Annotated in this window: 10 protein-coding genes; 3 read left to right on the forward strand and 7 right to left on the reverse strand. The window is 36.9% G+C overall.

What is annotated here, in order from left to right:
• The 4 genes from plsY to EGI26_RS11240 all read right to left on the reverse strand — a co-directional run bounded on the left by plsY (nucleotide 1) and on the right by EGI26_RS11240 (nucleotide 6440).
• Nucleotides 1–597 (reverse strand): glycerol-3-phosphate 1-O-acyltransferase PlsY, encoded by a 597-nt coding sequence (plsY, locus tag EGI26_RS11225; protein ID WP_255078370.1) that lies wholly within the window; start codon nucleotides 595–597, stop codon nucleotides 1–3.
• Between the two features lie 112 nt (nucleotides 598–709).
• Nucleotides 710–2569, reverse strand: coding sequence for a glycogen synthase (locus tag EGI26_RS11230; RefSeq protein ID WP_255078371.1), 1860 nt, complete (start codon nucleotides 2567–2569; stop codon nucleotides 710–712).
• A 132-nt stretch (nucleotides 2570–2701) separates the two neighbouring features.
• Nucleotides 2702–3727, reverse strand: a complete 1026-nt coding sequence (gene ruvB, locus EGI26_RS11235) for a Holliday junction branch migration DNA helicase RuvB (protein WP_255078372.1) — start codon at nucleotides 3725–3727, stop codon at nucleotides 2702–2704.
• 82 nt (nucleotides 3728–3809) lie between these two features.
• Nucleotides 3810–6440 (reverse strand): PKD domain-containing protein, encoded by a 2631-nt coding sequence (locus EGI26_RS11240; RefSeq protein ID WP_255078373.1) that lies wholly within the window; start codon nucleotides 6438–6440, stop codon nucleotides 3810–3812.
• A gap of 275 nt (nucleotides 6441–6715) precedes the next feature.
• Between EGI26_RS11240 and EGI26_RS11245 the strand changes: the two genes are divergently transcribed.
• Nucleotides 6716–7777 carry a type IX secretion system membrane protein PorP/SprF gene (locus EGI26_RS11245; RefSeq protein WP_255078374.1) on the forward strand — a complete coding sequence of 354 codons (1062 nt, stop codon included), beginning with the start codon at nucleotides 6716–6718 and terminating at the stop codon, nucleotides 7775–7777.
• Nucleotides 7778–7895: 118 nt separating this feature from the next.
• Nucleotides 7896–9866: a protein-disulfide reductase DsbD gene (locus EGI26_RS11250; protein WP_255078381.1), complete on the forward strand. Its 1971-nt coding sequence runs from the start codon at nucleotides 7896–7898 to the stop codon at nucleotides 9864–9866.
• A gap of 38 nt (nucleotides 9867–9904) precedes the next feature.
• On the opposite strand, the gene EGI26_RS11255 is transcribed toward EGI26_RS11250, so the two are convergent.
• From EGI26_RS11255 to EGI26_RS11265, 3 genes are all read right to left on the reverse strand, one after another.
• Nucleotides 9905–11134 (reverse strand): MFS transporter, encoded by a 1230-nt coding sequence (locus EGI26_RS11255; RefSeq protein WP_255078382.1) that lies wholly within the window; start codon nucleotides 11132–11134, stop codon nucleotides 9905–9907.
• Nucleotides 11135–11216: 82 nt separating this feature from the next.
• Nucleotides 11217–12761 (reverse strand): YifB family Mg chelatase-like AAA ATPase, encoded by a 1545-nt coding sequence (locus EGI26_RS11260; RefSeq protein ID WP_255078384.1) that lies wholly within the window; start codon nucleotides 12759–12761, stop codon nucleotides 11217–11219.
• 14 nt (nucleotides 12762–12775) lie between these two features.
• Complete coding sequence (locus EGI26_RS11265; RefSeq protein WP_255078385.1) at nucleotides 12776–14251, reverse strand: M28 family peptidase; 1476 nt, start codon at nucleotides 14249–14251, stop codon at nucleotides 12776–12778.
• A 171-nt stretch (nucleotides 14252–14422) separates the two neighbouring features.
• Between EGI26_RS11265 and EGI26_RS11270 the strand changes: the two genes are divergently transcribed.
• A complete protein-coding gene (locus EGI26_RS11270; RefSeq protein WP_409035364.1) occupies nucleotides 14423–16504 on the forward strand; it encodes a S9 family peptidase in 2082 nt (693 codons plus the stop codon).
• Nucleotides 16505–16598: the final 94 nt, after the last annotated feature.

Genomic DNA, 16598 nt, shown 5'->3' on the forward strand with positions numbered 1-16598 from the left:
TTATTTTTTTGAGGAAAGTTTATTTTCTGTTCCTTTTAGTAGTTTCTTGATATTCTCACGATGTGTATAAACTAAAAGTATAAATAGCGAGAATGCTATTAAAGACATGGTAGTTTGACTAGAATAAAAAATTAGATAATAGAAAACAAACGTCAATCCAGCCAACAAAGAGCCAAGAGACACATATTTAGTAAAATAAACCACCGATACAAAAACCAAAACGCTTATACCTGCCCCTGCTGGTGCCACTGCCAAAATTACACCAAGCGATGTTGCTATACCCTTTCCTCCCTTAAAGTCGGCAAATATTGACCAGACATGACCTAAAATACTGGTAATACCTACCAAGAAAGTTTCTTCTTCTGAAAAACCCAAATACCTACTCAACAATACAGGAGACAGCCCCTTCAGCAAATCAAATATCAATACGATTATTCCTGCTTTTTTTCCTAAGACTCTTAGCGAATTTGTAGCCCCAACATTACCGCTACCGTGCTCCCTGATGTCTATTCCATGAAAGTACTTCGCATACCAATAAGCTGTTGGGATTGAGCCCATCAAATATGCTAAAACAAAAACGCCAATTTTCAAGTACATTCGGTCTTTTGAATATTATTATGCAAAAATACAAAATTGCACGATTTTAATACCAAAAAACCAAAAATGATTACAAATGACTAACTTACAGTAATTTACAAAAAGTAAGTTTTTAACTTTTCCCTAAACCTTTTTTCTTCAGGGCCAAGTCGTGGGCAGTGTCATAATATGCCCGAAGGTTGGTCCAGTCAAATACATCAGATATATTTTCTACTCTATTTCTTTGCATAATTCTATCTCTCCTAGTCATAGTCACAAACTTAAACATGATATTAGCCAATTGATCAGCTGCCTTATCGAAGTTTTGGTCTTTACGGTTTACCACATATACGCCCACGTTTTCATAGTCATCCATAAGCTGCATCATAAAGTCTCCAAACCCTGATAGGTCACTCGTGACCGTCGGAATACCTCTTACTACACACTCAAGCGGCGTATACCCCCAAGGCTCATAATAACTAGGGAACACTCCCAAATGGCATCCTCTAACAAACTGGCTGTATTCTAGACCAAAAAGCGGATTGGTAGGTGAAATAAAGTCTGGATGATATACAAACTTCACTCTGTCTTGTTGGTGATTCATGAGATTTGTCTTCTCAAAAAAATCAGTTATATCATCAGGCTGCTTTAATAAGTGAGTTACAGTACGAGGGAGTGTTTTTGTTCTCCATGTCTGAATAGTTCTACGCAATCTCAGCCTCCAATATTCGCTCACAAAATTATTGAGATCTGGGAGGTTTACGTCTTCGTTGGATGCTGAAGCATGAAACAAATGCTCTCCTATTTCTTTTTCCATTGACTCGCAAGTCTGTCGTATTTCTTCCATTACTGCTCTCGACTGGAGCACCTGAGGATCTATAGAATGTATCGGATTTTTAGTAATCATAAACATTACTACGGTCATATCCAACCCCGACTGCACAATCTTAAAATTAAGTCTCTTAAGGGCTTCTAAAGTAAGGTCATAGCCTTTGTTCTTAAACTCGTATCTTCCTGATGTAAAGAAGTATAAAGTATTGTCGAGATCCCAAGAGTAACTCTGAAAGAAATGCCCCATCACAAACTGATTTATTTTCTGTTTGTATTTTAGATGCAAATTCTGAAATTCGTGAGTGGCAGCAAATCGGGTAATATTTAGGCCATTTGGCAATATCAAATCACATACTCTACCGAAAAACACCTCACATTCTTTAGCTGTCACATCGCTTACAGTAGTTAGCACATGTGAAAGTTGAGCCGACTGTCTTTCTATTCCAGCTTGAGCTTCTATTCCATAATTTTTAGCTTCTTTTTCCCAATCGTACCGATGTAGCTTTTCATAGAAATCGTTCACGTTCCCAGCTATATATCTTCCTAACATGGTGGCGTGGGTGGTGAATACCGTTCCAATGTTTATCTTGTCTTTTCTTAGATCTATCAATGCTGTAGAAGCCATCCATTCGTGAAAATGAGCAATCACTTCTTGTTTTTTACTGTAATCTTCTACAAATGATTGAAGATATTGCTTGACAAGGTCACCAAAAGCGATAACTCTATTTACCAAATCTTCACAATTGATGGTTGATATTTTATGTCTTTCCCACAAGTCGAACTTAAGACTATCAACTTTTGGTAAGTTCGAGTTAAAATCTATCAGTATTATTCTTGGCTTACCTGTTACTAGCCACCTACCGTAGTACACATCCAATCCTTTATCTCTTAAGCCTTGGGCAGTTTTTGAAAATATAGAGTCGTCATTATCTAGTCTTTCAAACTCTATACCAGCTGTTTGAGCAAAGTATGGCCCAATAAGACAATAATTATCTCCCCACTCCTCTACCATAGCAGGTACTTTTGAGCGTATTACGGTATAAATCCCTCCAACTTGATTACAAACCTCCCAGGCTATTTCAAAAAGAATTGGCTTAGCTGACGTTTTTCTCTCAATTTTAATGGTTTCCTCTTGTTCTCTTTTTAATTTTCCGATGGGCATATCAAATTCAGGTTATAAGGTCTAAAGATTTGTTTAATAGATATTTAATAAAAAAATCACTGTTTTTAGACAAAAAAATCTAAACACAGTGATAAAAATAAAAATAAAAACGTTAAATAAAATTTTTTCCTACTAAAATAACTCTCCTAATTTGTATTTAGGCACTAGGTTAAGATGTCTATAGGCCTTTTCGGTGGCTTCTCTGCCTCGGGCGGTTCTTTTTAGAAAACCCTCTTGTATCAAAAATGGCTCATAAACCTCCTCTATTGTTTCTGCTTCTTCCCCTACAGCAGTAGCAATTGTTGATAAACCAACAGGCCCCCCCTTAAATTTCTCTACAATTGTCAGCAATATTCTGTTATCCATTTCATCAAGGCCATCTTGATCTACTTCCAAAGCAGTTAGGGCCATTTCTGCAATAGCGATGGTTATAAATCCATTACCTTTTACTTGTGCAAAATCTCTAGTTCTACGCAATAAATTATTTGCAATTCTAGGCGTGCCCCTACTCCTTCTTGCTATTTCAAAAGCTCCTTTTTCGTCAATAGGTGTATTTAAAATTTGTGCTGAGCGTATAAGTATTTTACTTAAAAGCTCGGCATCATAATATTCCAATCTAGCATTTATACCAAATCTGGCTCTTAAGGGCGAAGTAAGTAAGCCTGAACGTGTGGTGGCTCCAACCAAAGTGAAGGGATTAAGGCCAATCTGAACGCTCCTGGCATTTGGCCCAGAGTCTAACATGATGTCGATCTTATAATCTTCCATGGCCGAATACAGGTATTCTTCAACAATCGGATTTAGACGGTGAATTTCGTCTATGAAAAGCACATCATTGGTATCTAAAGATGTAAGTAAACCTGCCAAATCACTTGGCTTATCCAATACTGGCCCTGAGGTAATTTTAAGGCTTGCTCCCAGCTCATTGGCTACAATATGGGATAGTGTTGTTTTACCTAAGCCTGGAGGCCCATGTAGAAGCACATGATCTAAAGCTTCGTTTCGCATTTTTGCTGCTTTAACAAAAACCTTAAGATTTTCTAAAATTTTATCTTGCCCTGCGAAATCGTCAAACGAAATAGGCCGTAAAGCCCTCTCGAAATCCTTTTCTCCTGGGCTCATTCCCTCATCGTTTCCAGTTAAAAAATCTTGACGCATGTACAGAGTATTATTTATAGGAAAAAGTAACCTAACACCAAATATAGATGCGAATAAGGTAAAATTTTTACAGATTTTGGTATTATTTTAAAATCAAGATGGAACCACGCGTTTGTAGTTCTCCTCTTTCAGGAAAATACTTTGATCGATAGCTAATAGTGTATGGATATAGCTGATTGCCAAAAACCTTACCTTTGAACCTTCCATCCCATTTAATTTCTGGGTTTTTAGAATTGAACACTAACTCTCCCCATCTGTTAAAAACCTTGAAATCAAAATCTGTAATGTAGGCAGGTATTATCTCAAAATCATTGTTCAGATTATCATCATTTGGGGTAAAAACATCTGGCAAAAACAACGCGGGTTCACAACCTTCTAATACTGTTATTTTATCTTTAGCTACACACTCAAAGTTATTTGTTACCTCAAGTTTGTATGTGGCTGGAATATCAAAAACATAAGTAGGTTTATCTGACAAAAAAGCATCTAATGTGGTGGTCCACAAGTACTTAAAACTATCCCCTCCTTTCGGATTAGGGCTGAACGGTTTTTTTTCAAATTCTTCTAAACAAATGTACAACTTATCTGGAATGGTCAAGACTGGTGCTGGTTTTATATAAATAGTACCAGAGTATTCTTCCTCTGTACACTCTGTTTCGGTAAGCTTATCTACTACCTGATTATTTACAACACTACTGATTTTGCTCTTCTGAAAAACCTCCACAACCATTTTTATGGTGTGCCAGCCAGGCTTTGTATATGTAAAAGAAGTTTGAGTCCCTTCTTTCTTAGTGCCGTCGTCAAAATACCAAGTCACTTTATTTCGCATAGGGCTACATATTCCCTGAGTGGTAAGAATTGTTGGAGAATTTTGACAGTTACCACTATAATTTGCTGAAATTCCTTCTCCCTCCTGCTCTACAGCTGGAGCTAAGACATTTGGCAAGCCCAAAGTGGCCAAGCCATCTAATGGTGCACCAAAACTAGCAGAACCTGCTACATAAGTAAGACCCACAACTGCAGCATTTCCTTTAACATCTGGATTTTGTAGATATGGCAAAAAGTTTTTATTATTTACACTCATATACAAATATTTCTCTCCAATGCCATAAACCGGTCCGAGCATCAATGCCCCAAATTCGTCGTTTCGCTGTAAAATTATTTCTTTTTGAGCGGATATGCTTGCTCCATCACCAAGAAAAAGGGCTAGTTGAATCAAATAAGATGACTGTCCAGAATTTCCCTTTATGGTGGTATAAAGAATATCGCTATTCGAACCAAAAGCTACTCCATATACCACAGGAGGAGCCACTACATTTAAGTCTATCAATACTGGATTTGAAAGGCTATTGGTATTCAAGTTCCTATCAAAAACTTCTACATAATTCCTACCAGCAATAACTACTCCATGTGCCAGTTTTCTGCCGTTTGGTGAAATAGCAATATACCCTACTGAAGACAAGCTATCTACATTTGAGCTCCCTATAATTTGCTCCATTGTATTTATGCCTGTAGAATCTATAGTAAGTATATTGAATGCTCCCTTTTTATAGTCAAACGCGTACATAACAAAAGCAGAATCATTGCTTGACCTTATTCCTGCCATTTTTTCAGAAGCTGTAAACATTAAAGGAATATTCTGTTCTACAACTGCACCTTTTTTATTGTTATATCGCATGTCTACAACAGAATACGACAACAGTTTAGTGAGAGGATTCAGAGACAAAACATAGTACTCAGTAAAGTTACAAGCATTGCAGTTAGACTTAGGAACTATCATGAGCCCTTGAGAACTCCTGACATTTCCTACAGTAAAGTTCCCCCCATTAGCCGTTTGAATCTCAGTATCATCGCTTCCTGCAAATAATTTGTTACCATCAGTATAGAAGACTAAATTGGTGTTTTTATCATAAACCATGGCCACCGCTCCGCTTGTATTTACCTCACTTACTTCATTGGTTACACCAGGCTTAAATGCCGGGTCTTCAAGTGGTAAGTCTGGGTTTAAATCTCCTTCAACAGCGAGTGAGTCTCTTTCGGTGCTGTCGCCTTCAATTCCAAACTCTAAGCTACCTCCTTTACCAAAGTACCACTTTTCAATACCGCCACCCGAGCTACTTTCTTGTAAACAGAACTTCACATTTATTTTGGCACTTCTAGAGCAACCCGACGTAGCATCAAAGACCTCTACAGAATAGCAACCTGTAGTATCTACAGTTATTGTTCGGGTGGTATCACCCGTTGGAAACCATTTATATTTTACGTTGCCAACAAGCTGCAACTTAAATGGATTTAGCTCCAAGCTGCTTGATTCACAAACTGTCGTATCAGCCAATATTTTATCGTTAAACTTAGGTTGGTTAGGAAAAGCACCAACTGTGATTTGCTTTGTTTTGGTTTCTACAGCACCACTAGAAAAACCTCTCGTAAGAGTAACTGTATAATTACCAGTTGCTTGATAGACGTATTGAGGATTTCTTGATATTGATTGGCTACCGTCACCAAAATCCCAGAGCCATGAAACAGAAGAGGGCTCTGTATCAAAAAAAGCTGTTCGTTTTTCGCAACCTACCATCTGACCAGTAGCTGGGTCTAGCGACAAATCAGCCAAGCAAACCTTCGGACTTACATAAAACTGGGCATACAAACTACCAGATACTCCTATGAAGAATATTAAAAGTAAAGTTTGACATATTTTTTCCCAAGTTTTCAAAAAAGGTTTATTTGATGAATTTATATACGCAAAAAACGTACTAAATATACTTTTTATTTTTGATTTATGTCCTAAACGCTTGATAAAAGAAATTAAAAAACCCATTCTCTGCCGATTTTGTTTCTATTTACGATTCGTTTTATTTAAATTTAGTTGAAATTTAGCACTTACTACTTCGAAAAAGGCACAACAACTTTTAAAAAACAATAGCGTTTTAGTAGAAAATAAATTGGAACGAAATTTGTAAGACTAAATAAAGTTCCATAAAAAACTGTATGAAAAGACTTTTTCAAATATTAATATTGGCAAATTTGGCAAACGTGGCGTTCGCACAAGATCCACAATTTACTCAATTTTATGCTGCTCCTTTATATCATAACCCAGCATTCACTGGTTCTGGATATGCTCCAAGGCTAATTTTTAATTACAGAAATCAGTGGCCTTCACTAAACGCAAACTTTATCACCTCAGTAGTAAGTGTCGATCACTTTATAGAAAAAGCCAACAGCGGTATAGGTATAACTATGATGAGTGATGCCCAAGGAAATAGGATTAAAAACTCGGAAATAACCGCCCTCTATGCTTATCAACTAAGAGTAGGAGACAAAAACTTTGTCAGGATGGGACTTCAGGGAAGCTACTCCAATAGAGGTTTTGATCCAAATGGCCTTATTTTTGGTGATCAATTGTCAAATAGTGGTTACACTGGCAACCCATCTTCAGACCCTTATGCCACTTTAACAAACTACAGAACTGTTAAAAATTTTGATGTAGGCTCAGGTGTTTTATTTTATAATCCAAAGGTATTTATGGGTTTAGCAGTTACACACATTACTCAGCCTACGGTTTCATACAGTGGTGTTTCTACTGCTGATGGTTGTGCTTCAGGTGATTGTATACCCCGGAAATTTGTCGTGAATGGTGGCTACAATATTAATCTCAGCCATTTGATAACAGGTTCAGGAAATATGGACAAAGAGTTTACAATAACACCAACTTTTTTGTATAAAAAACAAGGGCAATTTTCACAATTGGATTTGGGAGCTTATGCTACTTACACACCATTGACATTAGGACTTCAATATAGAGGAATTCCATTGAAAAAAGTGTTTGATAATTTCCCCAATCAGGATGCTATAGCAGCATTGGTAGGTTTTAGATTTGATAATTTTTCAGTTGGTTATAGCTATGACTTTACTATTTCGGGTTTGGCAGCAGGAAGAGGAACAGGTGGCTCGCATGAGTTTTCTATCTCATATCAATTGGAAAAATTTGACAATGACAAAAGCCCTTACCTAAGACAAAGGAAGAAAGAACTGGCTTGTCCAAAATTCTAAAATATTGTACGAATTAAAAAAAGCCTCTCAGATTGAAATATATTTGAGGGGCTTTTTGTTAGAAAAGAAACGAAACCTAATAAATAGACGTATTCATATTCAAACGAACAAACCATTTATGCATTTAAAAAAGGTTCTTATTCTACTTTTCATGTCAATTTCGGCGTTTGCCCAAATCGAAAAACCCACCACTTGGAAATATAAAGTCTTACAAGACAAAATATCTGTTGGCGATGTAGTTGATTTAGAGTTTACGGCTACGATTGAGAAAGACTGGTATTTGTATTCGTCAGACTTCAGTCCTGAACTTGGCCCGACAGTTACTGAGTTCACTTTTCCAAAATCCAAAGGTTTTCAGGCTATTGGGAAAATAAAACCCCTTAATCCGAAAAAAAAGTTTGATGAGATTTGGGGTGGTGATGTAACTTATTTCAAAGGAACTGGCAAGTTTATCCAAAAAGTAAAAATCCTCGAGAAAAATCTAGTAATAACTGGTAAAATAACCTACCAAACATGTACCGATATTGATGGCAAATGTGTACCTGGAAATGAGTCTTTTAGCATTAAAGTATCGGCAGTAGAATCTTCCAAATTAGAGCAAAAAACAGACACTTTGAGTCAAGATACGATTGGTGCTGTTCTTCCAAATGAGACCATTGCAAAAGAAATATCAAAAACTAGTAATCCTGAAATTACAAAAAAACCTATGGAAGAAAGTAAGAGCCTTTGGCAATTTTTACTGGCGGCATTTGGCGTTGGCTTCGCCTCCATCTTTATGCCATGCATCTACCCTATCATGCCTATGACAGTAAGTTTTTTTACGAAACAAAAAAACGGAAAATCAAAAGCAGTTTTCTATGGTATATCTATTATGGCCATTTTTGGTTTAATGGGACTGGTTGCCATGGCTTTTGGGGCACCTTTTCTTAACTTTCTCAGTACACATTGGGCTCCTAATTTATTATTCTTCATAATATTCATACTTTTCGGAATCTCACTTTTGGGTGCTTTCGAGATAGTACTTCCACATTCAACCGTAAACAAAGTCGACAGACTCGGTGATAAAGGAGGCTTAATTGGCATATTTTTTATGGCTCTAACTTTGGTTTTGGTTTCATTTAGCTGCACAGTTCCATTGGTCGGTACGCTGCTTATTGCTGCCGCTCAAGGCGAAGTACTTCGTCCATTATACGGAATGCTAGCCTTTGGAGCACCTTTTGCAATAGTGTTTGCAGGTTTGGCCATGTTTCCACAATTGCTCAAAAACCTTCCAAAGTCTGGCGGATGGCTCAACGAACTCAAGGCTGTTTTTGGTTTCTTAGAATTTGCACTGGCTTTGAAATTCTTGAGCAATATCGACTTAGCATATAATTTTAACTTGCTACATAGAAACATCTTCTTAGTGGTTTGGATAGTGATAGCCGTCATTACTGGCATTTACATTTTAGGGTTCATTCGTTTTTCTAAGGATGATAAAATAGAAAAACGTGGGCTTTTAAGAATAGCTTTTGCGGCCATCTTTTTGGGATTAGCTGCCTACATGCTTCCTGGTGTGGCAAACAAACCGCTGACCTTACTTTCTGGAATATTGCCTCCCATGCCTGTAGCTTCGCATGGTGCTACTAACTCAAACTTGCCAACTGACAAAATGCGAGCATTACCTCATGAACTATTTGGGTTCTATGACTTCGACGACGCTCAAGCTTACGCCAAAGAAATAAATAAGCCAATTTTGATAGATTTCACAGGTTATGCCTGTGCCAATTGCCGCAAAATGGAAGAAAACGTGTGGTCAAAGCCTGAAGTATTGAAAAGATTAAAAGAGGAATTTGTGATAGCGTCTTTATACGTTGACGACAAGAAAGAGCTACCAAAAGAAAAACAGTATACCTCAACGTATGACAATGAATTGAAAACTACTGTGGGAGACAAAAACATGGATTTAGAGATTACAAAATATAATAACAATGCCCAGCCTTACTATATAATAGTACACCCTAACGGCGAAAAATTATTGGAACCATTGGGCTATTCTAGCGAGTCAGACTTTATTAAGTTTTTAGATAAAGGAACGGCGAGTTTTAAGTAAAAGAGTTTGGTTTTCTATAAAAATGAAGCACAATCTGATTATTTCGGTTGTGCTTTTTGATTTTTCACTATCCTATAAACCCTAAAAATAAACCAAACAGCGATTATCATCACCACCGCACCGATGATTCCCAAAATTGGGTAGTTTTCTAGTGGGCTATGCGAGTCTTTTTGCACAATTATTAACCCCGCTAATAGTGTGGCTAAACCGCCTGCCATTTGCTGCAAAGAAGCGTTAATACTCATAAAAGCACCTCGGTCTTGCATATTGGGTACCGCCGAGGTAAGTGTAGTAGCCGGTATCATTCTCGACATAATGCCCATAAAAAGCAAAATGTTAAGTATACAAATTATCCAAAGTGGGGTAATGCTTAAATTGGTATAGACTATCATAAAGACCATTGCCCAAATAGAACCAAAGACGAAGATTTTGAACTTATCGTATTTATCACTTAGTTTACCCACCAACGGCATAACTACTAAAGATGAAATACCTGTAAACATAAAAATTATGGGTAATTGAGCTTGCGAAACACCTAAATTGTTTACAGCAAAAGCACTTCCAAATGGCATCATCATATAACCTCCGATTGAGAGTAGGGCCGTAGAAAGAAACGCTATTCTATAGTTTTTCAACAATAAAACATGCCTGAAATGTGCCAAAACGTTTCTATCTGACTTTATTTTTAGATGTTCATCAACTGGTTTCAACTTAACAATCAAAACAAAAATAATTAAAATGGCCAAAACCACGATCATCATAAATGGTGCATGCCAGCCCCAAAGGTTAGCGAAATACAAACCAACGGGAATTCCTAATACTTGACTTGCAGCAAAACCCATTTGCACTATTCCCATCACTCTACCACGCTGATTGAGCTCAAAAATATCTGTAATGATAGCCATGCTAATAGAGCCCATCACTCCTCCAAATACACCAGTGAATATTCTTGCGGCTACCAATGTTTCATAAGTTTGGGCAATTCCACATAAAAATGTGCCCACTATAAAACCCAAATAGAAAAACACCAAAAGCTTTTTTCTATCATATTTATCTGCAAAACCAGCTGCCAATAATCCTGAAATACCCGCACTGAAAGCATAGCTTGATACCGCAACTCCAAATTGCTTTGGACTGATAACCAGAGACTTCATCAAAATATCTCCCAAGGGTGACATCACCATGAAATCTAAAACAACAGTAAATTGTGTGATAGCCAATAAAGCCATTACGAATTTTTGATAAGAACTGAGCGGTTTGATTTCCATATAATTTTGTGATGCTTTTTTTATAAGCCTTAATTTTTAAGGAAAAAAGTATGGAAATGGTTCAGAAATATTCATTTTTGCCTTATCCGGCCCAATTCTCTCTGTCTAAACTTCTATATTGAATGGCTTCTGCGAGGTGTTCTATCCGTATCTCCTCTGTTCCAGCTAAGTCAGCAATGGTTCTGGAAACTTTCAAAATACGGTCGTATGCTCTTGCGGAAAGGCCAAGTCGCTCCATAGCCTTCTTTAGAAGTGCCTTCCCGGGATCACCGATTTCGCAAATTTTCTTTACCATTTCGGCTGGCATCATGGCGTTGGAATGTATTTCTTCAAAAGCCTTGAAACGTTCAATCTGAATCTCTCTGGCTTTAACCACCCTCTCCCTTATTTCTGAAGAAGTCTCATTTTTTCTAGTTGAAGATATCTCATCAAAACTTACGGGCGTGACCTCCACATGCAAGTCAATTCTATCCAACAATGGCCCTGATATTTTGTTTAAATACTTTTCTACAGCTCCTGGCGGGCAGGTGCAATCTTTTTCGGGGTGATTATAATACCCACAAGGACATGGATTCATGCTTGCAATGAGCATAAAACTCGACGGAAATTCTACCGCCAGTCGAGTTCTAGATATCACCACTTTACGTTCTTCCAAGGGTTGCCGCATTACCTCCAAAACTGTCCGTTTGAATTCGGGTAATTCGTCGAGAAACAATACCCCATTATGTGCCAAAGATATTTCTCCTGGCTGTGGAAAACTGCCGCCACCCACCAGAGCGGCATCAGAAATGGTGTGGTGCGGATTTCTAAAAGGCCTTCTGGCAATCAACGAAGACGAAGAGTCTAACTTACCCGCCACTGAATGTATTTTAGTGGTTTCTAGGGCTTCCATCAACGTCAAAGGTGGCAAAATAGAAGGCAACCGCTTAGCTAGCATTGTCTTGCCTGCTCCTGGAGGGCCAATCATGATGGCATTGTGACCACCCGCAGCCGCTATTTCTAAAGCTCTTTTTATATTTTCTTGCCCTTGAACATGAGAAAAATCAGCTTCATATTCGTTTATGGTATGATAAAAAATATCTCTGGTATCGGTTACAAGAGGTTTTATATCTATTTCTCCAGTCAAAAAACCTACCGCTTCTTGTAATGTTTCAACCGGAATCACATCTAAATTATTAACTATGGAAGCTTCCAGAGCATTTTCTTTGGGTAGTATAAAACCTTTTAATTTGTTTGCTCTAGCTTCTATAGCAATGGGTAAAACTCCTTTTATTGGCCTCAGCTTTCCGTCCAATGATAACTCACCGAGAATTACATATTCTTTGAGATCTTTTTCATATTCGAGTTTTCCGCCAGATGTAAGCATACAAACCGCAATAGGCAAATCATAAGCAGAACCTTCTTTTCTAATATCTGCTGGGGCCAAGTTTATGATGGTCTTATATCTGGAGAGTTCAAAACCTCCATTTTTTAACGCCGCATCTATTCTTTGAAGGCTTTCTCGTACAGCATTATCAGGTAACCCAACTACACTCACGCCAAACCCCCCTTTCAAGACACTAACTTCTACTGTAATTAAAGCCGCACTTACTCCGTAAACTGCAGCACCAAATGTTGTGGATAACATATTTTTATGAGTGATTATTGTTCCCAACGCCAATCTTTTCCTATGATTAGCTCTTTCTTTAGGTTTTGTTTGGTTAAAAATTCCTTGGTTTCTTCCTCAGACATTGTCTTGGTTGGTAGGTCTTCCATATTTGCCAAAGCATAAAGCATCATAGCTGTAAACCTTACATTGTTATTGATTTGGTCTTTATTTATCAAATCAAACCTATCACAATTTGCATGGTAACAGTTATAAGCCTTTACAGGAAAACTACCCGAAGGCGAACATGTAGAAACTCCTCTTAGCATAAAGGGCTGATTGTCGCTATGCAAACCTGCAGCATTTCTATTTGTGTTTTTATATTCTGAATCAATTTGCTTTATTATCTCTCCAATTTCATCCATTTTAGCTTTCAAGGCCTCATTTCCACCTGCATTAAAGCCCATAGTATTATTCACCATATCTAGGTTCATCATCAGCTTAACATTTTTTAGCTGATTGCTCTCTAAGTATTTTTTAACCATATACCTCGAACCTAATAATCCTTGCTCTTCGCCCATAAACATGGTAAACTCTATTGTGCGTTTCGTTTTCAGATTAAGGTTTTTGAAAACTCTTGCCACGTCTAAAATAGTAAACGACCCAATACCATTATCCATGGCTCCCGTGGCCAAATCCCATGAATCTAAATGCCCTCCAATAATTATTTTTTCATTTTTAAGTTTTTTTGAAGTGCCAGGCAAAGTGGCTATGACATTTCTAGCATTTATTGGCCTACTAAAATTTCGCATATCTATTACTGCAAGAATATTTTTTTCATCCCTTATCCACCTTCTCATACTTTTGCCTGATTCTACAGATACACAAACAGCCGGTATAGGAATCAATTCCCCGGTAACAGAAGCTGTGCCTGTTAGTAAAACGCCCCCTTCCACAGCATTGGCTATTATCACTCCAGTAGCTCCGTATTGTATGGCCAACGCCGTTTTCTCCGAACGATGAAGATTCTTCTTTCCTTTGTTAGTCTCTGATTGAAGGTTAATATTGAACAAGGCTACTTTCCCTTTTACCTCTTCTTTTACTCTTTCAAAATCTTCCTCTAAACCATCTCCACAGTCTACAATTTTACCTGTAATATGTGATGACACTGGTGAGTGAGCTAAAGCAACAACCTCATAATCAACATAGTTGTCGCTTTTCTCGGGTACCAAAGTCAAACTTACCGTATCTCGCGACCAAGACTCCACCACAAACGGCTGATACTGCGTATTGGGAAATCCATATTTTTTAAATAAGTTATAAGCATATTCCTCAGCTTTTTTACCGTTGGTACTTCCTGTAAGTCTATGACCGATACTTGAGGTAGCCTCACCCAAAGTTTCATAAACTTTACCGTTTTTAAGTACGTCTTCGTTTATTCTAAAAAAAACGGCTTTTAAATCGTCACTTTTAAAAGTAAAAGCTGTTATTCCTATTGTAAAAAATAGAAATCCAATAAAATAATTTTTCATAATGATTGCCTGTTAATAGGAAGTATAATGGTTTGAAGCTTAGATTTGCTTTGTGTTTAGGTAAATCAAAACATAAATATAAATATTTTTTTTTATTTCAGTTTTTAAATCTTCTCTTGGATGAAAAAAACAATTTTACTCTTATTAAATTTAGCAGCAATTAATGCAGTAATGGCACAAAAAATAACAACTGAGGGGCTAGTAGCACCAACAGCACAAAAAAAACCATATCCAATGACTATTCATGGTCACACAAGAATAGACGACTACTATTGGCTAAATAACCGAGAAAACCAAGAGGTCATAAACTATCTAAATGCCGAAAACTCATACACAGAAAGAGCAATGTCACCTATTGCTCAAAAGCAAGAAGGCCTTTTTGAAGAAATGAAAGCTCGTATAAAAGAGAAAGATGAGTCAGTGCCTTACAAAGATGGATCATATTTTTATTACACAAAATTTGAACTAGGTGGTGAATATCCCGTTTATTGTAGAAAATATAAGACTCTTGATGCACTCGAAGAAGTGATGCTGGATGGCAATGCAATGGCAAAAGGGAAAAGTTATTTTCAAATTGGGGGCTTTGAAATCTCCGATAACGAAGACATCATAGCTTACAGCGAAGATACCATAAGTAGGAGGAATTATACTTTAAAGTTTAAAAATTTAAAGACCGGTTATGTATACCCTGAAAGTATCGAAAACACGGAAGGTGGAAGCTACGCATGGGCAGCAGATAATAAGACTTTTTTTTATGTTATTCGAGACCAACAAACGCTTTTAGGCAACAAAGTATATAGACACGTTTTAGGAACTGATGAAAAGTCTGATGTATTGGTTTTTGAAGAAAAAAACAACCAATACTATATGGGTATTGGTCGAATGAAATCAAAAAAATATATTGCTATTTTTTCTGAACAAAATGGAATATCTACTGAATATCAACTTATTAAAGCTTCTCAACCTAACGAAACGCCTAAAACTTTTTTGAAAAGAAAAAATGGATTGGAATATTATCTAGAACATTACGAAAACAAGTTTTTTGTAAGAACCAATTTTAACAATTCGCCTAACTATCAACTGATGGAAGTGGCTGAAAGTCTTGGAGGAAATCCCAAAAACTGGAAGACAAAAATCGCTCACAGGGCTGATGTATTTTTTGAGGGAATTGAAGTTTTTAAAAATCATTTAGTCATTCAAGAAAGAAAAGAAGGGTTGATACATCTGAAAATCATTGACCAAAAAACAAATAAAGAGCATTTTTTAGATTTTGGAGAACCTACTTATGATGCTTACATCGGCACAAATCTTGAATTCGATACTCAAATACTCAGATTTGGCTACAATTCTATGACAACCCCAAATTCTACCTACGATTATAACATGATTGAAAAGACTAAAATTCTAAAAAAACAGCAAGAAATTTTAGGAGGATTTGACAAAAAAAACTACAAAACTGAAAGAATATATGCAATTTCAAGAGATGGCATAAAAGTACCTATATCAATTGTTTACCACAAAGATACTAAACTAGATGGAACCTCACCACTACTTCAATATGCTTATGGCTCATATGGCTCCTCTATGGACGCATCATTTAGTTCTTCTCGACTAAGTCTTTTGAATAGAGGTTTCGTCTATGCTATTTGCCATATAAGAGGTGGGCAAGAAATGGGTAGACAATGGTATGAAGATGGAAAAATGTTCAAAAAAGTTAATACTTTCAACGATTTCGTAGACTGCTCAAGAACTTTAATCAACCTAAAATATGCAGCAAAAGACAAACTCTTCGCCATGGGAGGCAGTGCTGGAGGACTTTTGATGGGAGCTATTATAAATCAAGCACCTGAATTATACAAAGGTGTAGTGGCCGCAGTACCGTTTGTAGATGTTATAACTACCATGCTCGATGAATCCATTCCGTTGACTACAGGTGAATTTGAAGAATGGGGGAATCCAAAAAACAAAGCATCTTACGACTATATGCTTTCCTATTCTCCTTACGACAATGTGCAAAAACAAAAATACCCTAACCTACTTGTAACTACAGGATTACACGACAGCCAAGTACAGTACTGGGAGCCAGCCAAATGGGTTGCAAAACTGAGAGATCTCAAAAAAGATGATAATGTTTTGCTAATGCATACAGATATGACTTCTGGTCACGGCGGTGCTTCGGGAAGATTTTCAGCTCTTAAAAACACCGCTCTGATGTATTCATTCATATTAGACATATCTGATAAATTGAATTAATACTTTTAATAAACCCATAAAATGTTTTATTTAAATGTATTTTATCATATTTTTGTATAACAATATGCATTGAATGATTGTGTAGCAATATTTT

This window comes from Lacihabitans sp. CCS-44 (assembly GCF_024343735.1).
Classification (GTDB): Bacteria; Bacteroidota; Bacteroidia; order Cytophagales; family Spirosomataceae; genus Leadbetterella.